The sequence below is a fragment of the Pseudomonas sp. LAIL14HWK12:I7 genome (assembly GCF_000483465.1).
Lineage (GTDB): Bacteria > Pseudomonadota > Gammaproteobacteria > Pseudomonadales > Pseudomonadaceae > Aquipseudomonas > Aquipseudomonas kermanshahensis.
Genome location: NZ_AXYZ01000005.1, coordinates 460,225 through 481,867 on the forward strand (window position 1 = coordinate 460,225; position 21,643 = coordinate 481,867).

General features: G+C 64.0%; 19 protein-coding genes. 9 read left to right on the forward strand and 10 right to left on the reverse strand.

Annotation, left to right across the window (positions count from 1 at the left end; genetic code table 11):
• The first annotated feature begins 60 nt into the window (after positions 1-60).
• A complete protein-coding gene (locus tag D886_RS0108840; RefSeq protein ID WP_027593572.1) occupies positions 61-672 on the forward strand; it encodes a LysE family translocator in 612 nt (203 codons plus the stop codon).
• 6 nt (positions 673-678) lie between these two features.
• Here D886_RS0108840 and D886_RS0108845 read toward each other — a convergent pair whose 3' ends face one another.
• Both D886_RS0108845 and D886_RS0108850 read right to left on the reverse strand, forming a co-directional pair.
• The gene (locus D886_RS0108845) at positions 679-1,878 is read right to left on the reverse strand and encodes an MFS transporter (RefSeq protein ID WP_027593573.1); all 1,200 of its coding nucleotides are present in this window, start codon (positions 1,876-1,878) and stop codon (positions 679-681) included.
• Between the two features lie 113 nt (positions 1,879-1,991).
• Positions 1,992-2,891 (reverse strand): LysR family transcriptional regulator, encoded by a 900-nt coding sequence (locus tag D886_RS0108850; protein WP_027593574.1) that lies wholly within the window; start codon positions 2,889-2,891, stop codon positions 1,992-1,994.
• Positions 2,892-3,008: 117 nt separating this feature from the next.
• On the opposite strand from D886_RS0108850, the gene D886_RS0108855 reads away from it, so the two are divergent.
• From D886_RS0108855 to D886_RS0108865, 3 genes are all read left to right on the forward strand, one after another.
• Positions 3,009-3,359 (forward strand): cupin domain-containing protein, encoded by a 351-nt coding sequence (locus tag D886_RS0108855; RefSeq protein ID WP_027593575.1) that lies wholly within the window; start codon positions 3,009-3,011, stop codon positions 3,357-3,359.
• Positions 3,360-3,627: 268 nt separating this feature from the next.
• Positions 3,628-6,045: a glucose/quinate/shikimate family membrane-bound PQQ-dependent dehydrogenase gene (locus tag D886_RS0108860; RefSeq protein ID WP_027593576.1), complete on the forward strand. Its 2,418-nt coding sequence runs from the start codon at positions 3,628-3,630 to the stop codon at positions 6,043-6,045.
• 128 nt (positions 6,046-6,173) lie between these two features.
• Positions 6,174-7,442, forward strand: coding sequence for a carbohydrate porin (locus D886_RS0108865; protein WP_027593577.1), 1,269 nt, complete (start codon positions 6,174-6,176; stop codon positions 7,440-7,442).
• Between the two features lie 147 nt (positions 7,443-7,589).
• On the opposite strand, the gene argE is transcribed toward D886_RS0108865, so the two are convergent.
• Positions 7,590-8,750 carry an acetylornithine deacetylase gene (argE, locus tag D886_RS0108870; RefSeq protein ID WP_027593578.1) on the reverse strand — a complete coding sequence of 387 codons (1,161 nt, stop codon included), beginning with the start codon at positions 8,748-8,750 and terminating at the stop codon, positions 7,590-7,592.
• Positions 8,743-9,420, reverse strand: a complete 678-nt coding sequence (locus D886_RS0108875) for a DUF1028 domain-containing protein (RefSeq protein WP_027593579.1) — start codon at positions 9,418-9,420, stop codon at positions 8,743-8,745. The genes argE and D886_RS0108875 overlap by 8 nt, the downstream gene beginning before the upstream one ends.
• 304 nt (positions 9,421-9,724) lie before the next feature.
• On the opposite strand from D886_RS0108875, the gene D886_RS0108880 reads away from it, so the two are divergent.
• Together D886_RS0108880 and D886_RS0108885 are read left to right on the forward strand one after the other, a co-directional pair.
• Positions 9,725-11,044, forward strand: coding sequence for an NAD(P)/FAD-dependent oxidoreductase (locus tag D886_RS0108880; protein WP_027593580.1), 1,320 nt, complete (start codon positions 9,725-9,727; stop codon positions 11,042-11,044).
• Positions 11,044-11,460 (forward strand): RidA family protein, encoded by a 417-nt coding sequence (locus D886_RS0108885; RefSeq protein ID WP_027593581.1) that lies wholly within the window; start codon positions 11,044-11,046, stop codon positions 11,458-11,460. Before D886_RS0108880 ends, D886_RS0108885 begins: the two co-directional genes overlap by 1 nt.
• Here D886_RS0108885 and D886_RS0108890 read toward each other — a convergent pair.
• The 4 genes from D886_RS0108890 to D886_RS0108905 are packed head-to-tail and all read right to left on the reverse strand — an operon-like array spanning position 11,451 to position 15,210.
• The gene (locus D886_RS0108890) at positions 11,451-12,257 is read right to left on the reverse strand and encodes a sugar phosphate isomerase/epimerase (protein WP_027593582.1); all 807 of its coding nucleotides are present in this window, start codon (positions 12,255-12,257) and stop codon (positions 11,451-11,453) included. The genes D886_RS0108885 and D886_RS0108890 overlap by 10 nt on opposite strands.
• A complete protein-coding gene (locus D886_RS0108895; RefSeq protein WP_027593583.1) occupies positions 12,254-12,994 on the reverse strand; it encodes an SDR family NAD(P)-dependent oxidoreductase in 741 nt (246 codons plus the stop codon). Before D886_RS0108895 ends, D886_RS0108890 begins: the two co-directional genes overlap by 4 nt.
• Entirely contained in the window at positions 12,991-14,340 is a 1,350-nt protein-coding gene (locus tag D886_RS0108900) for an MFS transporter (protein ID WP_027593584.1), read from the reverse strand. Before D886_RS0108900 ends, D886_RS0108895 begins: the two co-directional genes overlap by 4 nt.
• Before the next feature lie 42 nt (positions 14,341-14,382).
• On the reverse strand, positions 14,383-15,210 hold the full coding sequence (locus tag D886_RS0108905) for an amidohydrolase (protein ID WP_027593585.1): 828 nt from the start codon (positions 15,208-15,210) through the stop codon (positions 14,383-14,385).
• A 147-nt stretch (positions 15,211-15,357) separates the two neighbouring features.
• Between D886_RS0108905 and D886_RS0108910 the strand changes: the two genes are divergently transcribed.
• Positions 15,358-16,311, forward strand: coding sequence for a LysR family transcriptional regulator (locus D886_RS0108910; protein WP_027593586.1), 954 nt, complete (start codon positions 15,358-15,360; stop codon positions 16,309-16,311).
• Positions 16,312-16,445: 134 nt separating this feature from the next.
• Here D886_RS0108910 and pgm read toward each other — a convergent pair whose 3' ends face one another.
• Positions 16,446-18,083, reverse strand: coding sequence for a phosphoglucomutase (alpha-D-glucose-1,6-bisphosphate-dependent) (pgm, locus tag D886_RS0108915; protein WP_027593587.1), 1,638 nt, complete (start codon positions 18,081-18,083; stop codon positions 16,446-16,448).
• 148 nt (positions 18,084-18,231) lie between these two features.
• Here pgm and D886_RS0108920 point away from each other — a divergent pair, with 148 nt between their 5' ends.
• Complete coding sequence (locus D886_RS0108920; RefSeq protein ID WP_027593588.1) at positions 18,232-18,879, forward strand: DUF1345 domain-containing protein; 648 nt, start codon at positions 18,232-18,234, stop codon at positions 18,877-18,879.
• A 252-nt stretch (positions 18,880-19,131) separates the two neighbouring features.
• Complete coding sequence (locus tag D886_RS0108925) at positions 19,132-19,392, forward strand: DUF1652 domain-containing protein (RefSeq protein WP_027593589.1); 261 nt, start codon at positions 19,132-19,134, stop codon at positions 19,390-19,392.
• Here the strand turns inward: D886_RS0108925 and D886_RS0108930 are convergent.
• Positions 19,389-21,476 carry a bifunctional diguanylate cyclase/phosphodiesterase gene (locus tag D886_RS0108930; RefSeq protein WP_027593590.1) on the reverse strand — a complete coding sequence of 696 codons (2,088 nt, stop codon included), beginning with the start codon at positions 21,474-21,476 and terminating at the stop codon, positions 19,389-19,391. The genes D886_RS0108925 and D886_RS0108930 overlap by 4 nt on opposite strands.
• Between the last annotated feature and the right edge of the window lie 167 nt (positions 21,477-21,643).

Here is a 21,643-nt window from a genome sequence, read left to right on the forward strand (position 1 = left end):
CTTCGAAAAAACGCGTTGTGCCCTAGACTGGCGCTCTCCAACCCTATCAGGCACTCCCCCATGGCATTCGACACCTGGCTTATCTACCTGCTGGCCAGCATCGGCCTGTCGCTGACTCCAGGCCCCAACAGCTTGCTCGCGTTGACCCACGGCGCGCTGTATGGCGCACGCCGTACGCTGTTCACCATCGTTGGCGGGGTAGTTGGCTTCAGTGCCTTGATCGCCCTGGCAATGTTCGGCCTCAGTGCCCTGCTGCAAACCTCTGCAGCAGTGCTTGGCATACTCAAATGGGTGGGCGGCGCTTACCTGGTCTGGCTGGGTATCCAGCTGTGGCGCAGCCCGGCGCTGCACCTTGAAGTGACGCAGCGGGCCCGCAGCCTGGGCAATGCGGGCCTGTTTCGTCAGGGCCTGCTGTCGGCCATGGCCAACCCCAAGGTGTTGCTGTTCTACGGTGCGTTTCTGCCGCAGTTCCTCGACCCGCAGCGGGGGCTGTTGATGCAGTTCGTGGTGATGGCGGCAACCTTTGCCAGCGTGGAATTCCTGGTCGAATACTGGCTCGCGCGTTTGGCGTTTCGCATCCGGCCCTGGCTGGCCAAGGGTGGCAAAGGGTTCAACCGCTGCTGTGGCAGCTTGTTCGCAGTGATCGGCGTCGCGTTGCCACTGGGGCGCTGATTCAGCTCAGCCGCGGCGCCCTTGCAGGAGGAACACCAACAGCGCCAAACCCGGCAGCCCGGCACCCACCAGCGCAACCCCCTGCCAACCATACTGGGCAAACACGGCACTGGCCACCGACGAACCCAGCGCCCCGCCCAGGAAGATACTGGTCATGTACACCGCGTTCAGGCGCCCGCGGCTTGCCGGGTCCAGCGCATAGACTTCGCGCTGGCCAATCACCATGTTCATCTGCACCGCGAAGTCCAGCAACACACCGGTCAGCCCAAGGCCGATCACACTGAAGCCCGGTGCCGTCAGCCCGACCAGTAGCGCCACAGGCGCCAGTACCAACGCCGCCAGGGAACCTGCACGGGCATGCCCGGCATCGGCCAGGCGGCCGGCGATGGGCGCGGCCACGGCCCCTACCGCCCCTACCAGGGCGAACAGCGCGATCTGGCTCTGCGACAGGCCATGCACCCCCGCCAACGCGAGGGGTACAGCCGTCCAGTACAGGCTGAACGCAGCGAACATCAACGCCTGGTACAGCGACCGTTGACGCAGCACCGGGTAACGGCGCAGCAACGCCACCAGCGACAGCATCAGCCCGGCATAGCTGGCGTTGTGCTCCGGGACCCGGCGTGGCAGGGTCAACGCCAACAACAGGATGATCGCCAGCATCACGCCCGCCGCGCCGATGAACACGGTGCGCCAGCCGAAGTGATCGGCCACCAGGCTCGACACCGGCCGCGCCAGCAGAATGCCCAACAACAGCCCCCCCATGATGTTGCCGACCACCCGGCCACGCTGTTGCTCAGGGGCCAGGTGCGCTGCCAGGGGGATCAGCATCTGCACCGCGACCGAACTGAAGCCGATCAACAGTGCATAGCCCAGAAACAGCTGCCCTTGGCCACTGCTACTGGTACCAGCCAACAGCAGGCTGACGCAGGCCAGCACCGCGGTAGCGATCATCAGGCGGCGGTTTTCCAGCAGGTCGGCCAGCGGAACCAGTAACAGCAGGCCTAGGGCATAGCCCAGTTGGGTCAGGGAAACGATCAGGCTCGCCCGTTCAGTGGACAGGCCCAGGTCGGGGGCGATCAGCCCAACGATGGGCTGGGCATAGTAGATATTGGCAACGATGGCGCCGCAGCAGAACGCCAACAGGGTCACCAAGGCCCGGCTCAGGCCAGTGGCCGACGGCTGCTCTGCGGCTAGGGAGGGGTTCATGCGATGTTCCTCGACAAGGGACGAAATATGCCACACACCTTACCCAGACGTGCCGCGGCCGAGAATCCGGCCGGCGCGCAACAGGGCTTTGCACCCTGCGCAACGCTGACGGCTCAGTGCGCCAACAGGCCTTCGCAAAAGGTGATGAAGGCGTTCACGCGGCGCGACCCGCGATGGTTGGGCAAGTACAGCGCGTTGATCCTGTCGTTGGCAGTACCGGGGCTGACCTGCCAGTCGCCGAACACGCGCTGCAGCGTGCCATCGGCCACGTCCTCACGCACCAGCCAGTCGGCCAGCAGGGCAATGCCGCTGCCAGCCAACGCGGTTTCGCGCAACAGGTCGGCATTGGCGCTGCGCAACGGCCCGCTCACGTCCAGTTCCAGCACCTCCTGGCCCCGCGTCATGCACCAGGGGCGCGCCTTCTGCCCATAGCGAAAACGCAAGCAGGCGTGCTCCAGCAATTGCTGCGGGTGCTCCAGTGCTGCACGACCGGCCAGGTAGCCCGGGCTGGCCACCAGCCAACGCTCGAACCGGCCCAGTGGGCGGCACACCAGTTCGTCATTGGGCGCTGGGTCACCCAGCCGGATAGACAGGTCGTAACGGCCATCGAGCAAGTCGTCCAGGCGGTCGCTCAGGTCGATGTCCAGCTCAAGTGCCGGGTGTTTGGCCAGAAAGGGCCCCAGGTGCGGCGCAATCACCCGCCGGCCGAACTCCACCGGCAGGCACAGCCGCAGTACACCGACCGGTTCTTCGCCCCTGTCAGCGACACTGGCATCGGCTTCATCCAGCGCTTCGAAAATGCCCCGGGCCCGCGCGTAGTAACGGGCGCCCGCCTCGGTCAGGCTGACCTGGCGCGTCGAGCGGTTCAACAAGGTGGCCCCCAGCTCGGCCTCCAGTGCATCGACCAGGCGGGTCACCGACGAGGTCGCCACGCCAAGCTTGCGCGCGGCCGCGGAAAACCCCTGGGCATCGACCGTCGCCGCGAACATCTTCATGGCCAGCAGCTTGTCCATGTGTCTTCCGTCTTTTAAAGCTCGGAACAGTCCTACAAACCGCAGGGATGGTCAAGAAGCGCACGCCCCCGCAATCACGTCCATAGTGGAAGCACCTCCCTTTGAACGAGATTTCAGATGGCCCCCTTCAACATGCTGAATACCTTGCCTCCCTGCGACCCGACCGCTGCCGAGCGCGTCGACGAACTGCTCAGCCGCCCCGGTGTGCGCATCGAGCGCATTGTTTCCAGCGGCCAATCCAGCCCGCCCGGGTACTGGTACGACCAGGCCGAAGGTGAGTGGATCGTGCTGCTCAGCGGTGCCGCGGGCCTACGCTTCGAGCATGAAAACCATACGCGGCTCCTTCAGCCCGGCGACTGCGTCGATATACCAGCGCATTATCGCCACCGCGTGGAATGGACCGCGCCGGGCATCGCGACAGTATGGCTGGCCGTGTTCTACAGCAGCGCTAGCCCTTGGCCGGAATAGGTGTCGAACCGTCCAATCGGGGCCTGCTGGCGCAGCGTGGCCCCTGCACACATTGCTTTTCGACGACTCGACCAAAGTATGAGTACTGATTCCATATCTGTCATGAACGCTTTGTTTACTGCATTTTTCGCTGCCTGATCTAGACTTTTGCCAACACCTTGGCAAGTTCAACCCTGCGACAATCAGCCTCACAAAACTTTGTACTAACTTGTTAATTAGCTTGCTAAGGGCTTAAACTGCGCCCATTCCACCTGCTGAGATCCCTGGCATGAAAGAAACACCGCGCGCCTCTGGCGCCACAAACCTCATTCTGGTCGGCCTAGGCGTTATCGTCGCCCTGCTCGGCCTGCTCCTGGCCGCCGGCGGTATCAAGCTGGCCGGCCTCGGCGGCTCCTGGTACTTCCTGATCGGCGGCCTGGCCATGGCCATCGCCGGTATCCTCATCGCACGCCGCAAGGTCGCCGGTGCCTGGCTGTATGCCCTGTTCCTGATCGGTACCGCAATCTGGGCCGTGATCGACACCGGCCTGGTGTTCTGGCCGCTGTTCTCGCGCGTGTTCATGTTCGGCGCAATCGGCATGGTCGTGGCGCTGGTCTACCCCCTGCTGGTACGTGCCAACGGCGGCACCGCTGGCCGCGGCGCGTACGGCATCGCAGGCGTGATGGCGGTGGCACTGGTCATTGCCGCAGGCAACATGTTCGTTGCTCACCCAAGCGTCGCCCCGACCGGCAAAGGCCCTGGCATGACCCCGGTCGAAGCCGGCAAAGAGCAGAAAGACTGGGCCCACTACGGCAACACCGAAGGTGGCAGCCGCTTCGCCGCGCTGGACCAGATCAACCGCGACAACGTCAACAAGCTCAAGGTGGCCTGGACCTACCACACCGGTGACGTCGCCATCAGCGACGGCAACGGTGCCGAGGACCAACTCACCCCACTGCAGGTTGGCAACAAGGTGTTCATCTGCACCCCGCACAACAACCTGATCGCCCTCGATGCCGACACCGGCAAAGAGCTGTGGAAAAACGAGATCAACGCCCAGTCCAAGGTCTGGCAGCGTTGCCGCGGCATGGCCTACTTCGACGCCACCGCGCCGTTGGCCCAGCCAACCCAGCCGAACAGTTCGCCCATCGCCATGGCCACTGTCCCGGCCGGTGCCAACTGCCAGCGCCGCCTGCTGACCAACACCATCGACGGCCGCCTGATCGCCGTCGACGCCGACACCGGTGAGTTCTGCCAAGGCTTCGGCAACAACGGCCAGGTCAACCTCATGGCTGGCCTGGGCGATGTGCCGGATTCCTTCTACCAACTGTCGTCCGCGCCACTGATGGCCGGTACCACCGTGGTGGTTGGCGGTCGCGTTGCCGATAACGTTCAGACCGACATGCCAGGTGGCGTCATCCGTGGCTTCGACGTCATCACCGGCGCCATGCGCTGGGCCTTCGACCCAGGCAACCCGGAAGACCGCAACGCCCCGGCCGACGGCAGCACCTACGTGCGCAGCACCCCGAACAGCTGGGCCCCGATGTCCTACGACCCGGCAATGAACACCGTGTTCCTGCCGATGGGTTCGTCGTCCACCGACATCTATGGCGTAGAGCGCAACAAGCTGGACCACACCTACGGTGCTTCGGTCCTGGCACTGGACGCCACCACCGGCAACCAGAAGTGGGTGTACCAGACCGTTCACAACGACCTCTGGGACTTCGACCTGCCAATGCAGCCAAGCCTGATCGACTTCACCAAGGATGACGGCAAGACCGTGCCTGCGGTGGTGATCGGCACCAAGGCCGGGCAGATTTACGTGCTTGACCGTGCAACCGGCAAGCCGCTGACCCAGGTCGACGAAGTTCCGGTCAAACCGAGCAACATCCCGAACGAGCCGTACTCCCCGACCCAACCAAAATCGGTGGGCATGCCACAGATCGGCGCGCAGACCCTGACCGAGTCGGACATGTGGGGCGCCACCCCGTATGACCAGCTGCTGTGCCGCATCGACTTCAAGAAAATGCGCTACGACGGCCTGTACACCGCGCCGGGCACCGACCTGTCGCTGAGTTTCCCAGGCTCGCTGGGCGGCATGAACTGGGGCAGCATTTCCACCGACCCGGTGCATGGCTTCATCTTCGTCAACGACATGCGTCTGGGCCTGTGGATCCAAATGATCCCTTCGCAGAACAAAGGCAACGCGGCCTCCGGTGGCGAAGCGTTGAACACTGGCATGGGCGCTGTACCGCTCAAGGGCACGCCGTATGCGGTGAACAAGAACCGCTTCCTGTCGGTCGCCGGTATCCCTTGCCAGGCTCCGCCGTTCGGCACCCTGACCGCGGTTGACATGAAGACCCGCCAAATCGCCTGGCAGGTCCCGGTCGGCACCGTCGAGGACACCGGCCCGCTGGGTATCCGCATGCACCTGCCGATCAAGATTGGCCTGCCAACCCTGGGCGGCACACTGTCCACCCAAGGCGGCCTGGTGTTCATCGCCGGCACCCAGGACTTCTACCTGCGCGCCTACGACAGCAGCAACGGTAATGAAATCTGGAAGGCCCGTCTGCCGGTTGGCAGCCAGGGCGGCCCGATGACCTACGTTTCGCCGAAAACCGGCAAGCAGTATGTGGTTATCACCGCCGGTGGCGCGCGTCAGTCGACTGACCGTGGCGACTATGTGATTTCTTACGCCCTGCCGTAAGACTGCGTCGCCTGCTTCGCGGGTGAACCCGCTCCCACAGGATGATCACTGCACTTGCAAAGGGTGCAGGCCCTGTAGGAGCGGGTTCACCCGCGAAGAGGCCCTAGAACACTACCCGAGACCCCGCAATGCCATCCGCAATTCGCATCACTTCTCCCCTCCTGCTCGCCCTGGCCAGCACCACCGCCCTCGCCGACGGCGACCTGATGACCCGCAACACCCTGACCGGTGACTGGGGCGGCCTGCGCCATCAGCTGGAAGAAGACGGCGTCAAGTTCACCGGCGACTACAGCGGTGAAACCGCCTACAACGCCCACGGTGGCCTGCACCGTTCGGCCCGCTACTCGCAGAACCTCAAGCTGGGCGTGCAGTTCGACCTGTCGAAACTGTACGGCCTGGAAAACGGCGGCAAGGTGCAGTTGACCATCAATGACCGTCGCGGCAACAGCGCCTCGGAAGACCTGGTGGGCAACCGCTTGCCGATCCAGGAAAACTACGGTGGCCTGTACACCCGCCTGACTGAACTGAGCTACGAGCGGACCCTGTTCACCCCGGCCTTGAACGTCAAGCTCGGCTACATGGCCATGGGCAACGACCTCGGCGGCTTGGACAGTGGCATCCTGTGCAACTTCATGAACGCCGGCTTCTGTGGCCACCCACTGAACATGTCGGGCGGCAGCGGCTGGACCAACTACCCCAACGCCCACCTGGGCGTGCGGGTGAAATACGACCTGTCGCCGTCCTGGCAGCTGCGTGTCGCGGCCTTCAACGTCGACCCCGAGAGCAACGGCAATTCCAGTCGTGCCTGGCACTTGGGGCCCAAGCACACCACAGGTACCGTGGTACCGGTTGAGCTGGTGTACAAACTGCAAGGCGAACTGCCAGGTGAGTACAAGCTGGGCTACTACTACGACAGCTCCGATGTGAAACGCATCGGCAGCGACAAGGAAGTGTCCGGCCGCGGCGGCCATTACCTGCTGATCGACCAGGCCGTGTGGAATGACCCAAGCTCGCCAGGCCGCAGCCTGCACGCCTTTGGCCAGTACTCGGCATCGAGCGAGGCCGCTTCGCCGTTCACCAAGTGGTATGGCACCGGCGTTGTGCTGTACAAGCCGTTCGAAGGCCGCCCGCGCGATACCCTGTCGCTGGGCTATGGCCGTGCCGTGCCAAACCCACGCAGCCGCGATGTGCTGGAAGACGCTGCGTTCAACGCAGGGCAACAGTTCCCGAACATCGACAGCGCCGAGCAGTTGATTGAACTGAGCTACGGCTACCAGGCCACGCCATGGCTGAACCTGCGCCCGGATGTGCAGTACATCATCGAGCCGGGTGCGTTCTCGGGCAAGGATATCGACAATGCGCTGGTAGTGGGCCTACAGGTCAAGGCGACGTTCTGATTCATCACGGCATTGCCCGCATCCTGTAGGAGCAGCCTTGTGCTGCGAAGAGGCCCGTGACAGCACAGTGAATTTTCTCTGCTGCCACGGCCTCTTCGCAGCACAAGGCTGCTCCTACCAGGAATGCTGAAAACCGGCAAAAATAACTCAACCTTCGCGCAGGTAATCCACCAGCCGCAGCAGCATCTCATCGCACCCCTGCAACTGCTCGACACTGACAAACTCGTCCGGCTTGTGCCCCTGCTCCATGCTCCCCGGCCCGCAGACCACCGTCGGGATTCCGGCCTGGTCGAACAAGCCGCCTTCAGTACCAAACGCGACCGTGCCGAACGCCGCTGAACCACTGAGCAAGGCGACCAAACGTGCCGCTTCGCTGTCAGCCGGCGTGGCCAGCCCCGGGTAAGCACTCAGCGCCTCAAGGCGAATATCGGCGCCCTGGTTGACGGCGCGCATGCGCGGCAGCAACTCTGCCTCGGCGTAGCCCTGCAACTGGTCAGCCACCCCCTGAGCGTCGAACCCAGGCAATGCGCGCACCTCGAAGTCGAATTCGCATTCCTCGGGCACGATGTTCAACGCCCTGCCACCTTTGATCACGCCGGTCTGTACCGTGGAAAACGGCGGGTCGAAACGCGTGTCATGGTGCTCAGGCTGCGCCAAACCATCACCGATCTCACCCAGCTTGCCGATCAATCGCGCGGCGTACTCGATGGCGTTCACCCCATAAGGCGCATAAGCCGAGTGACAGGCCGCACCGTGCACCTGGCAACGCATTGCCAGCTTACCCTTGTGCCCCAGCACTGGCTTGAGCTCGGTCGGCTCGCCGATCAGGCACAACCGCGGCTTGTGTGGGCGCTGTGCAAGCGCCGCAAGCATCGAGCGTACCCCCAGGCAACCCACTTCTTCGTCATAGGAGAACGCGAGGTGCAGCGGAATACGCAAAGGCTGCGCGAGAAACGCGGGGACCGCTGCCAGGACAGAGGCGATGAAGCCCTTCATGTCCGCAGTACCCCGCCCATACAGGCGCCCCTCCCGCTCACTCAAGGCAAACGGCTCGACCGTCCAGGCCTGGCCGTCAACCGGCACCACATCGGTGTGCCCCGAAAGCACTACACCGCCAACGTCCTGCGGGCCGAGGGTGGCAAACAGGTTGGCCTTGGTGCCCTCGGCGTTATGGAACAACTCGCATTCCACGCCGAGGTCCGCCAGGTAGTCACGGATGAAACCGATCAGCGCCAGGTTCGAATCGCGGCTGACCGTGGCAAAACCGATCAGCCGGGCAAGCAACGCGCGGCTGGTGCGCTCATTCATTGCCCGGCACTCCATAGCTTGGCGCCGCCGTCGGGTCGAGGGCGCGGGTCACGTAGTCCTGCATCTGAGGGCGATAGGCCTGCCACAGGCCATCGAGCTGGCCGATCGGGTCTTCATCGGCCCAATCGACGCGCAGGTCCACCAGCGGCCAGGTCAGCTCGCCGGCGATCTTCAGCGCTGCGGAATGCACCGGCCCTGCCTCGCCCCCGGCCGCCATCGCCGCCTGCATGGCCGTCAACAGGCGATCGGCCAGGTGCCCGCCGGCCTGTTCAAACGCGTGCACCATGGCCTCGATCACCTGCTTGGACGCCAGCAAGTTACCCGCAGCAGCGCACTGCTCGCCGGCCACGGCATTGTGCACCCCAAGCGCCTGCTTGCCGGTGAACAACGCGACCTGGCCCTGGCTGTCGATTACGGTGACCTGGCGGTATTCGCTCCAGCCATTGGCGTTCAGCACCCTGTCTAGTGCAGCTGCCGGCGGCAACTGGCCCTGCTCCAGCACATCGAGCAACTGCGGCCCCAATGCCGGCAAGGTGATGTTCTGCGTTGCGACCGCCCCCACACCTGCGCGCACCCAGGGGCAACGCGCCCCGACCGCGATGCTCGACGAGCTGATGGCGATACCGACTTGGCCGGTTTCCTGGCAACGACCGATGATGGAGAAAGTCATGTGATGGTTCCTGTTGTTCTGTCCGATGCAGGGCATTCTGGGTGGAACCCTCCAGGGCGCGAAACCACCTTTTTCCGAGGGCTTGAAGAGGAAAAAACTAAGGCCGCCCGCACCACCCCGAACGGCATCAAAAATCCCCCTCAAGCACCGCGGCAAGCCCTATGAATCAAGGCCTTCGCCGTTTTATCGGCAAGCCCTAGCTAAATACTATTTTCGCCATTTGCGCAGCGTCCCTAGTCTGGCCTCAGGCAACGGCGGTCCTCCAAACCGACCTGACAAAAACCGCCTGATAAAGGGCTCGGACATGACTTTGAACAACCTCGAAATCGACACCCTCGTCGTCGGCGCCGGCCAAGCCGGCGTGGCCATGAGCGAACACCTGAACAAGCTCGGCGTGCCGCACCTGGTGCTGGAGCGCAAGCGCATCGCCGAAGCCTGGCGTACGGGCCGCTGGGACTCGCTGGTCGCCAACGGCCCGGTCTGGCACGACCGCTTCCCTGGCCTGGAATTCAACCTCGACGCCGATGCCTTCGCTGGCAAGGATCAGGTTGCCGACTACTTCGAACAGTACGTGCGCAAGTACAACCTGCCGGTGCGCACCGGCATCGAGGTGAAGAAGGTGGTGCGCAACAGCGATCGCCCAGGCTTCACCATCGAAACCAACGAGGGCGTAATCCGCGCCAACCGCGTGGTTGCTGCCACTGGCCCGTTCCAGCGCCCGGTGATCCCTGCCATCGCGCCAAAGGACGAGCGCCTGCACCAGATCCACTCCGCCGCCTACTACAACCCCGAGCAGCTGCCCGCCGGTGCCGTGCTGGTGGTGGGCGCCGGTTCTTCGGGCGTGCAGATTGCCGAAGAACTGATGCGCGCCGGGCGCCAGGTATACCTGTCGGTCGGTGCGCATGACCGCCCGCCGCGTGCCTACCGCAACCGCGACTTCTGCTGGTGGCTGGGTGTGCTGGGCGAGTGGGACGCAGAAATCGCCAAGCCTGGCCGCGAGCACGTGACCATTGCTGTCAGCGGCGCACGCGGCGGCCACACCGTGGACTTCCGCGCCCTCGCCCACCAAGGCATGACCCTGGTCGGCCTGACCCAATCGTTCGCCGATGGCATTGCCACCTTCCAGGACAACCTGGCAGACAACATCCGCCGTGGCGACGAAAACTACCTGGCCCTGCTCGATGCAGCCGATGCCTACATCGAACGCAATGGCCTGGACCTGCCTGAAGAGCCGGAGGCGCGCAAGCAACTGCCCGACCCTGAGTGCCTGAGCAACCCGCTGCACACACTCGACCTGGCCCAGGCCGGCGTCAGCACCATCATCTGGGCCACCGGCTACGGCGTGGACTTCAGCTGGTTGCAGGTCGACACCTTCGACGCCAACGGCAAGCCACAACACCAACGCGGTGTTGCCCGCGAACCCGGTGTGTACTTCCTCGGCCTGCCCTGGCTGTCACGCCGCGGCTCGTCGTTCATCTGGGGCGTGTGGCACGACGCCAAGCACGTCGCCGGGCACATCGCCACGCAACGGACCTACCTGGCCTACCGCGACAGCCAGCAACGCGCCGCGGATGAGCAGCAGCAACCCACAATCAACAACGTCAGCACCCTTGGAGCCCACTGATGCCAACCCATACCCGTATCCGCATGTTCAACACCAAGGTCACCTACCCTAACCAGACCCTGGACAACGACCTGTGCCAGGCGGTGCGCGCCGGCAACACCATCTACGTACGCGGCCAGGTGGGTACTGACTTCGAAGGGCGCCTGGTAGGCCTGGGCGACCCTCGGGCACAAGCCGAACAGGCGATGAAAAACGTCAAGCAACTGCTTGAGGAGGCCGGCTCGGACCTGTCGCACATCGTCAAGACCACCACCTACATCACCGACCCGCGCTTCCGCGAGCCGGTGTACAAGGAAGTCGGCAAATGGCTCAAAGGCGTGTTCCCGATCTCCACCGGGCTGGTGGTGGCGGGCCTGGCCCAGGCCGAGTGGTTGATGGAAATCGATGTAATCGCAGTGGTGCCGGATCAGGCCTGACCTGCCGGCAGCCCGCTCAGCCAGGCCTGCGTGACTCGCGCAGCTGCCCTTAGCCGCTCTGCCCCGTGCAAATGGGCAGACGGCACCTCGACGCTGAGGCTGACGTCGCGGGGCAAGGCTGCGAGCAACTGCGCCAACGGCAGTTGCCCGTGGCCAGGCAACTGCCTGCCCTCGCGCGCTTCCTGGATGATGCCGCTGTCGGGTGGTGCCTGCAGTGGGGCATCGCACAACTGCACGGCGCGCAAGTAACGCGGGTCGATTCCGGCAAGGTCCGCTACCGCTGCGCCAGCGCGAAACAGGTGCAGGGCATCGACCAGCACGCTGCTGTTGTCCTGCCCCGCCCCTGCCACCACGGTATAGGCCTGGTGCACGTTCGCCACCGGCCGCCAGCGCATGAATTCAAGGTCCACGCGCACGCCATAACCCCCTGCCAGCTCGCACAAGGCCGCGAAATGCCCGGTCAGCCGCGCGACATCGGCATCATCGCCCGACACCGTCAGGCTTACCGCCCCCAGCTCCGCACCTGCCGCCAGCAAAGGCTCGTAATCGGCGACCACCACCTCGGGCGTCAATGACACGAACTCGATATCAGCGACCCGTACGCCCTCACCCGCCATGACCGCCTTGAGCTCACGCAGCGCCAGGCTGCCCGCCGTTACCGGGTAGGCCAGCGCACCCGGCATTACCGGATGCAGGCGCAGCCCCACCGCGCTGAAGCCGGCACGGCTCGCCTCGCGCACCAGCACGGCAGGCGCCAGATCCAGTGCCGTCAAGTGAGCGACGCCCAGGCCCCTCAATAGGTCGCCCTCCCGCCACTGAGGTCGAACACGAAGCCGGTGGTGAAACTGCACTCTGGCCCGGCGATCCAGCTCACCATGTTGGCGATTTCCTCGACCTTCAGGAAGCGCCCCATGGGGATTTTGGCCTTGCTCGCTGCGATGTGCTCCGGGGTCATTTCGGCCATCAGCGGGGTTTCTACCATCGCCGGCGCCACGCAGTTGAGCAGCACGCCATCTTGCGCCAGCTCCTTGGCTGCGGCCTTGGTGAAAGCGATCACGCCTGCTTTGGCCGCCGAGTACGCCGAGATGTACTGCACGCCATCCTTGCCCGCCATCGAGGCGACGTTGACGATGCGTCCGTAGCCGCGCTCGCGCATGTGCGGGATGGCGGTGCGGCAGCAATAGAACACTCCGTTCAGGTCAATGGCGATGACCTTGTCCCAGGCCGCTGGCGGGTATTCCCAGGCGGGTACCACTGGGCCATTGATACCGGCGTTGTTGACCAGGATCTCGACCTGCCCGACGTGTGCAAGCACGTCGGCAAATGCCGCTTCCACCGACGCCAGTGATGAAACATCGACAGACTGGCGCAGCACCGGCTCAAAGCCGTTTTCGGCTGTGTCCCAGCCATCGACCGCCAAGTCCCAGATCACCACGTGGGCACCTGCGGCGTGCAGCCGCTGTGCAATCCCCAGGCCGATGCCACGCATGCCGCCGGTTACGATTGCAGTCTGCCCTTGCAGGTATTGGCTCATTGCTTTGCTCCATTTTCGAGGTTAGGGATGTCTGGCAGACGACGCAGGTCGCTCACCATGAACAGGTAACACAGGGCACCGAGGACGGTGATCGACGACACGAAGGCCAAGGCCCAGACGAACGACCCGGTCATCGAAACGATGATGCCGATGGTCAACGGCGTGACGATGCCCGCCGCGTTGGCGAACAGGTTGAACAGGCCACCGCTCAAGCCCAGCAGGCCCTTTGGCGCGATGTCGGAAACGATCATCCAGGCCAGCGCCGACATGCCTTGGGCGAAGTAGGCGATGCAGAGAATGGCGATTACCAGCGCGTCGGACTCGACATAGTTGGCCAGCACGATCACCGACGCGGTGAGCAGGCCGGCAATCACCGGCAGCTTGCGCGCCACGTTCAGGGAGTAGCCGCGGCGCAGCAAGGCATCGGACAACCAGCCACCGACCAGGGTGCCCAGCGAGGCGGCGATGAACGGCAGCACCGCGACCCAGCCAACCTTCAGCCACGGCATGTGCCGCTCGGTGACCAGGTAGGTCGGGAACCAGGTCAGGAAGAACACGTTGGTCGAGTTGCAGGCAAGCTGCCCCAGGCAGATGCCCAGCATGTTGCGGTGCTTGAGCAGAGCCGGGATCTGCGACCAGCGGAATACCGTGGCTTTCTGGCCACCGTCGACCACGCCACCGCCCGCTGCGATGTAGTCGAGTTCGGCTTTGTTCGCCGTGGTGGACTGGTGCGGTTCATGGTACTTGCGCCACCAGACCAGGCCGTAAAGGATGCCCATCAGCCCGACCGCCATCAGCAGAAAACGCCAGCCGTAGGCGTGCAGTACCCAGAACAGCAGCGGCGTAAGAAACGCCAGCCCCGTGTACTCGGCAAAGGTGTAAATGCCAGTCGCCCTGGCCCGCTCACTCTGTGGGAACCAGGTCGCCACCACGCGGCTGTTGGTGGGGAAGCACGGCGCTTCGGTCACCCCCACCAGAAAACGCATGCCCAACAGCGACAAAAAGCCCTGGGCCAACCCTTGCAGGCCAGTGAACAGCGACCACAGCGTCAAGGCCAGCCAGTACGTGAACTTGGTGCCCAGCCGGTCGATGAGAATCCCGCCGGGGATCTGGGCCGCCGCGTAGGTCCAGGAAAACGCCGAGAAGATCACCCCCATCATCGCGGCGTTAAGGCCCAGGTCGGCACTGATGCTAGGCGCCGCAATGCCCATCACGCTGCGGTCGAGGTAGTTGATCATCGTGCCGCCGGAGATCAGCGCCAGGATCATGAAGCGGGTGCGGGTACGTTGTTGCAGGCGTGCAGGCGTGTCGAACGCCCCCACACCGAGGTTCTGTTCAGTGTTCATGACGGTTGCTCTCTTGTTATTGGAATGGCAAAGGGCGGTGCGCTAGGCAAACCCGAACAGACGTCGCGGCGTGTCCCACATGACGGTGCGGCGCAGTTGCGCATCTGGCATCAGTTGCTCGGCCAGTTTCAGCAGCGGCCCGTAGTCCACCCGCGAGCGCTGGCGAATGAACGGCCAATCGGAGCCCCACACGCAGGCCTGTGGGCCAAACGCTTCGAGCAGGGCATGAACGTAGGCACTGCTCTGCGCCTGCAGCGCATCGGCCGAGGCGAACTTCTGCATGCCGGACAGCTTGACGCTGGCCCGGCCGCTCGCGGCCAACCGCAGCAAGGCCTGGAAACCCGGTTGGTGAATACCGGCGCTCACCTCCGGGCGGCCGCAATGGTCGATCAACACGCGCGCCGACGTGCGCTCAAGCAGCCCGCGCAGCGCCAGCAACTGGTCTTCGCACACCTGAATCTGCGCAAACAGGTCGAGCTCGGCGAGCTTGCCGAACAACCCGTCGGCTGCATCCAGGCTCGCCACACCGTACAACGCCGGGTTGAAGGCCACCCCGACCACCCCTTGCGCCTGCAACGTAGCCAGCGCATCCAGGGTGATGTCAGGGCTAACCACCGCCACCCCCTTGAAACGCCCCTGCCCAGTGGCGAGCGCGCTCAGCAGGCAGCTATTGTCGGTGTGGTAGCCACTGTTCGGCCCCACCAGCAAGGCATGCTGCACGCCATAGGCGTCCATCACCCGGTTGAATTGCTCGAGGGTGGCGACCTCCTGCCCGGACGGGGCGTAAGGCGCGTCGGGGTGGTAGGGAAAGCGCGCGGGGTCAAACAAATGGTTATGGCAATCGATCTTGGGTTCATCGAAGATGTTCACGCAACACTCCCGTCAAGCGCCGCTGCGCTTGCCTGCAGATCTTGTTATTGTGCGCCGCGAAGGCGACTCGGCAGGCTTCAAGATACTGCGTGCCCGGCGTCTGCGCTCATACCCAGATGGCGAAGACCATAACCAAAGGTAATGCTTATGCCCCTCGACCATGACGGCCCGGAAGCCCGCAACCTGGTGTTCAAACTGCGGCACATGGAAGTGTTTCGTGCGGTGATGTTGACGGGCTCGATCAGCGCGGCGGCGAAGATGCTCTACGTGTCGCAGCCGGCCGTGAGCAAATTGATCCAGTACATCGAGGGGCGGCTGGCATACCGCTTGTTCGAGCGCATCAACAACCGCCTGGTGCCGACCCACGAAGCGCAGATTCTGTACCGCGAAGTCGAGCGGGTATATCAGGCCGCGCTGGAGGTCAATGAATGTGCGTTGTCACTGGGCAGTGGCGGCCACCGTAACCTGCGCATCTCGTGCAGCGCCTCGCTGTCGACCGTGGTCATCCCGATTGCGCTGGCCCAACTCAAGCGTGAGTCACCCTCGCTGAACATCGAGTGGCAGACCTCGTTGATGGGTGAAATGCCGAACCAGATCCTGTCGAAGAAGGTCGACCTGTCGATTGCCGCCTTGCCGGTGATCCACGATCACCTGCATTCACGCGCGTTCATGCGCGGGCGCATGGTGGTGGTGATGCCGCCGGAGCATGCCTTGGCGCGGCATCCGTCACTGGCGCTGGAGCAACTGCAAGGCCATGCCCTGCTGCTGTTCAGGCCCGACATGCCGTTCGGCAAATTGCTGGCCGAACACATCCACCAGCGCGGGCTGCAGTTGGAGTCGCTGTTGTCGTTCACCAATGCCAACGAAGCTGTGGCCTTGGTCAAGCAGGGCATGGGCATTAGCTTGATCGACGAGTTCGTGGCGCAGGACAGCGGCTTGACGGTGGTCCCCCTGGCCGACGAAATCCACTTCGACATCAGTGTCGTCTATTCGCGCTTCGAGCCACCTTCGCACTCGGCGCTGCACCTGATGCAGGTGCTGCATGCGCAGGCCCTGAAGCTGGGGCGGGGGATCGAGGGGTTCGCGTTGCCAACCCCTTGATGAACCGGGGCCGCCCGGCACCCCATCGCCGGCAAGCCGGCTCCCACAGGTAACTGCGCAGGCTCAGACCTTGCGAAGACCCTGTGGGAGCCGGCTTGCCGGCGATGGGCTGCAAGGCAGCCCCTTGAGTACAATCAGGCGATCGCCGCGTCCACCAACACCTGGGCTTCCTGCACCAGGCGCTGCAGGTGCGCCTCGTCGATAAAGCTTTCGGCGTAGATCTTGTAGATGTCCTCGGTGCCCGACGGCCGTGCGGCAAACCAGCCGTTGGCGGTCATCACTTTCAACCCGCCAATCGCCTGGCCGTTACCCGGCGCATGGCTGAGGATCTGCACGATTGGCTCACCAGCAAGCTCTGTCGATTTGACCTGCTCAGGTGCCAGCTTGCTCAACAACGCCTTCTGCCGAGCATCCGCCTTGGCCTCGACGCGCGTGGCGTACGGCTTGCCCAGTGCTGCGGTCAGGTCGGCATAAGCCTGGCTCGGGTTGCGACCGGTGCGTGCGGTCATCTCGGCGGCCAGCAAGGCTGGGATCAAACCGTCCTTGTCAGTGGCCCAGACCGACCCATCGCGCCGCAGGAACGAAGCCCCCGCGCTCTCCTCGCCACCAAAGCCCAACGACCCGTCGAACAGGCCCTGGGCGAAGAACTTGAAGCCCACCGGCACTTCGAACAATTTACGGCCCAGGCGCTCGGTAACGCGGTCGATCAGGCCACTGGACACCACGGTCTTGCCCACGGCTGCGTCGCTGCGCCATTGCGGGCGGTGGCGGAACAGGTAGTCGATGGCCACGGCCAGGTAGTTGTTCGGCTGCAGCAGGCCATCCGGGGTGACGATGCCGTGGCGGTCGTGGTCCGGGTCGCAGGCAAAGGCCACGTCAAAGCGCTCGCGCAGGCCAATGAGGCCCTGCATGGCGTAGGGCGAGGATGGGTCCATGCGGATCTGGCCGTCCCAGTCGACGGTCATGAAGCGGAAGGTCGGGTCGACCTCGCTGTTGACCACTTCCAGGTTCAGCTTGTAATGCTCGGCAATCGCCGACCAGTAGTTAACACCGGCGCCGCCCAGCGGGTCGACGCCCAGGCGCAGGTTGGCGCTGCGAATCACGTCGAAGTCGATGACATTGGCCAGGTCTGCCACGTAGTGGCTCACGTAGTCGTGGCGGTGCGTGGTGGCAGCCTGCAGTGCCTGGGCATGGTCCATGCGTTTGACGCCAGCCAGGTTCGCAGCCAGCAGCTCGTTGGCCTTGGCCTCGACCCACTTGGTCACGTCGCTGTCGGCTGGGCCGCCATTGGGCGGGTTGTACTTGAAGCCACCGCTTTGCGGCGGGTTGTGCGACGGCGTGATGACGATGCCATCGGCCAGGCCCTGCTCGCGGCCACGGTTGTAGCACAGGATGGCGTGGGACACCGCTGGGGTCGGCGTGTACTCGTCGTCTTTGGACAGCATCACCTGCACGCCATTGGCCGCCAGCACTTCCAGGGCGCTGGCCGTGGCCGGTGCCGACAGCGCATGGGTGTCGGCGCCAATGAACAGCGGGCCATCGATGCCCTTCTCCTGGCGGTACAGGCAGATGGCCTGGGTAATGGCCAGTACGTGGTACTCGTTGAAACTCAGCTCCAGCGAGGTGCCTCGGTGCCCCGAGGTGCCGAAGGCCACCCGTTGGGCCACCACGCCAGCATCGGGGCGGCCGGTGTAGTAAGCGGTGAGCAGTCGGGGGATATCGACCAGCACGCTGGCCGGAGCCGGCTTGCCTGCCAAAGGACTGAGCGTCATGCAGAAACCTCGAGTTCAACGAATGTTGGTGTTGGAACGTGCAGTGTACTGAGAGTTGCAACGCCGCGCGACGGGCGACGCGATGAAAGCCGTCAGCACCTGGCAATGGTCTAGAGTATTAGCCACCACTCCCCGGCAACGAGGCCCCATGGCTTTTCACCGCCTGACACGTACCCACCCTCGCCTCACGTTCGCCACCCTGGTCGGCATTATCGGCGCCTGGCTGATCCCTGCCGGTGACACGGTCCAGCACATTCTGGTCGGCTGGAACCTCGGCGTCTGGCTCTACCTGCTGCTGGTCCTGTGGCTTACCTGGAGCGCCAACCCGGAAAAGGTCCGCAACGTTGCCCAGGTCGAGGATGAGAACGCCGGCCTGGTCCTGCTCACCGTCTGCATCGCTGCCATCGCCAGCCTGGCCGCGATCACCTTGCAACTGGTCTCCAGCCGCGGCCTGCAAGGCAGCGCCCTGGCCCTGCACTACCTGTACACCGGATTGACCGTGGCCGGCTCCTGGCTGTTGATCGGCTGCATCTTCAGCCTGCACTACGCCCGGCTGTTCTATACCGGCCATAACCATGAGCCCCCGCTGCGCTTCGCCGATGGCGAGCGCAACCCGGATTACTGGGACTTTCACTACTTCTCGTTCACTATCAGTGTGGCGGTGCAAACGTCCGATGTTGGCGTCGCTGGCAGGGGGTTACGCCGGGTGGTGCTGGCACATTCAGTGGTAGGGTTCGTGTTCAACACCGCCATTCTGGGGTTCACCATCAACATTGCGGCCGGCCTGCTGGGGTAGCACGCACCGCTCGTCCGAAAACCCTGTGCGGTAAATGCGGCCGTTACCTGCGGCACCCCGCAAGGAAAACGTTTGCCAGGCGAGCTGCCGGTGGATAGCGGCCATAACAGCACTGTGACCTAGGTCAAACCTCCACGATTCCGGCGTATTCCCACCCTGGGCAATGGCGTGGCAGGTGCTATGGTTACATTCCCGGCGGCCGTGCACGCGGCCTCCCGCTCACCGCGTCCAGGTACGGACAAGGAGGCTGGCATGAACAAAATGACGTTCCCGAACGCCTGCCAGGTGATGCGCTGGCATTTCCACCCGCTCGGCTTCGAAGCCAGCATGGATGCACCGCGCAGCATGATCGCGCGCCTGTTCGACCGCGCCACCGGAGAAACCTTGCTGGCTATTGCCGGCATCCCTTGCGCTGCGATCATGGCCGCTGCGGATGTCGAGCGCATCATTGAAGCGGTCGAGGCTGAGATGGACGCCTTCGTACCCGTCTTCGCCCTGCGCGACGCAGGCTAGACTGCCACCTCAGGCGTCTCCCGCATGGCCTGCAATTTGCCCATGAATTGCTCGGCCGGCACCGGTTGCCCGAGCAGATAACCCTGCAGCGAATCGCACCCCAGGCGGGTGAGGAAGTCTTGCTGCTTGTCCGTCTCTACCCCTTCGGCAACGATGCGCAAGCCCAGCGCCTGGCCCAGTGCGACAATCGCCGAGACGATCGCGGCGTCATCGCTGTCCTGCTCCAGGTCACGCACAAACCCCCGGTCGATCTTCAGTTCGTTGGCCGGCAGTCGCTTCAGGTACATAAGGCTGGAATAGCCCGTGCCGAAGTCATCGATGGACAGGTCCACGCCCATGTCGGAAAGGCGCTGCAACACTGTCAGGCTGGCATCGGCATCATGCATGGCGGTGGTCTCGGTAATCTCCAGGGTCAGGCAGTTGGCCGGCAGGCCGTTTTCGCGCAGGGCCCGGGCCACGCTGTCGACCAGCCCCGCATGGCAAAACTGGATGGCCGACAGGTTGACTGCCATACGCCACCCCTGGTGGCCCTGGTCCAGCCACTGGCGCATCTGCCGGCAGGCTTCGTCGAGCACCCACTCGCCAATCGGGATGATCAGGCCGGTTTTTTCCGCCAGGCCGATGAACCGGTCAGGCAGCAGCAGGCCCTGCTGCGGGTGCTCCCAGCGCAGCAGCGCTTCGGCACCGATCGGCTGGCAAGCCTGGGCATCGAACTTGGGCTGGTAGTGCAGGCGGAACTGACGCTGCTCCAGGGCCTGGCGCAGGTCCTGCAGTAACTGCAATTGCTGCCGGGCGTTGCTGTTCATCGACGCGTCGAAGAAGCTGTAACCGTTTTTACCGGCGCTTTTGGCGTGGTACATCGCGGCATCGGCATTGCGCAGCAACTCGTGCTGATCCTGGCCATTGCCGGGGTACAGGACAATGCCCAGGCTGGCCGTGAGCTGCAAATCATGCTCGGCGACGCGGAACGGCCGCGACACCAGGTTGACCTGCTTGACTGCCACATCCATGGCATCGTTGGGCTCCTGCAACTCCACCAGCAGCACGAACTCGTCGCCGCCAATGCGCGCCAGCGTGTCCTGGCTGTGCAAATGGCCGCGCAGGCGCGCCGCCACGGCCTTGAGCAGCAAGTCGCCGACGTGGTGACCAAAGGCATCGTTGACCGGTTTGAAGCCATCCAGGTCGATGAACATCAGCGCAAAACAACCGCCCTGCTCCGCCACCTTGGCGATGGCTTGCTCGATGCGGTCGGCCAACAAGGTGCGGTTGGGCAGGTCGGTGAGCGTGTCGTGCAGGGCCAGCTGGGTCAGTTCCTGGTTGGCCAGGGTCAGCGAACGGGCCAGTTCCGCCGTGCGCGCTTCCAGGCGTGCGTCCAGTACCGAGGTCAACAAAGCTACCGCCAGCACTGCCAGGGTGGTGATCAACACCAGGTAGACCAGCCCGTCGCCTTGCAGCCCACCGGCCAGCGCACCACAGAAACTGCCCTCGCGGAAATTGGCTGCGGCCATGCCGGTGTAGTGCATACCGACGATGGCCATCCCCATGATCACTGCTGCCAGGCCACGAATCTGCCGGACGTAAGGGGTGTGCTTGCGCAAGCGGAACGCGATCCACAACGCCGCTGCCGAGGCGCCCACGGCGATCATCAGCGAGGCGCCGAACAGCGTAGGGTCATAGTCGATGCCCGGCAGCATGCGCAGCGCGGCCATACCGGTGTAGTGCATGCAACTGATGCCCGCGCCCATGATCAACGCGCCAAAGCCCAGTTGCAGCCAGGGCAGGCTCGGCTGGCTTACCAGCCACAAGGCAAAGCCTGACGACAGCACCGCAATCAACAGCGAGAACGCAGTCAGGCCAAGGTCGTAGCCCAGGTCAATGGGCAGGCTGAACGCGAGCATGCCGATGAAGTGCATCGACCACACGCCGACCCCCATGGCCAACGCACCGCCCCCCATCCACAGGTGCACAGCCCTGCCCTTGGCCGTCGCGATACGGCCGGTCAGGTCAAGGGCGGTGTAGGACGCCAGGATCGCCACGCACAGCGAAATCAACACCAGCGAAGAGGAGTAGCTACCGGTCAGCATTGGGAGTTCCAGCGACGGGCCAGGGGGCCCGGAAAAAGCTGACGATTGTACTCAAGCTTTGGCGAAACGCACGGGGTTTTTGCGAATGGGAATGGATCCAAGTGCTGGGATGCCACGGCTGGGCATACGTACCTTGCGCTGCGAAGAGGCCCGTATGCCTGGTAGCG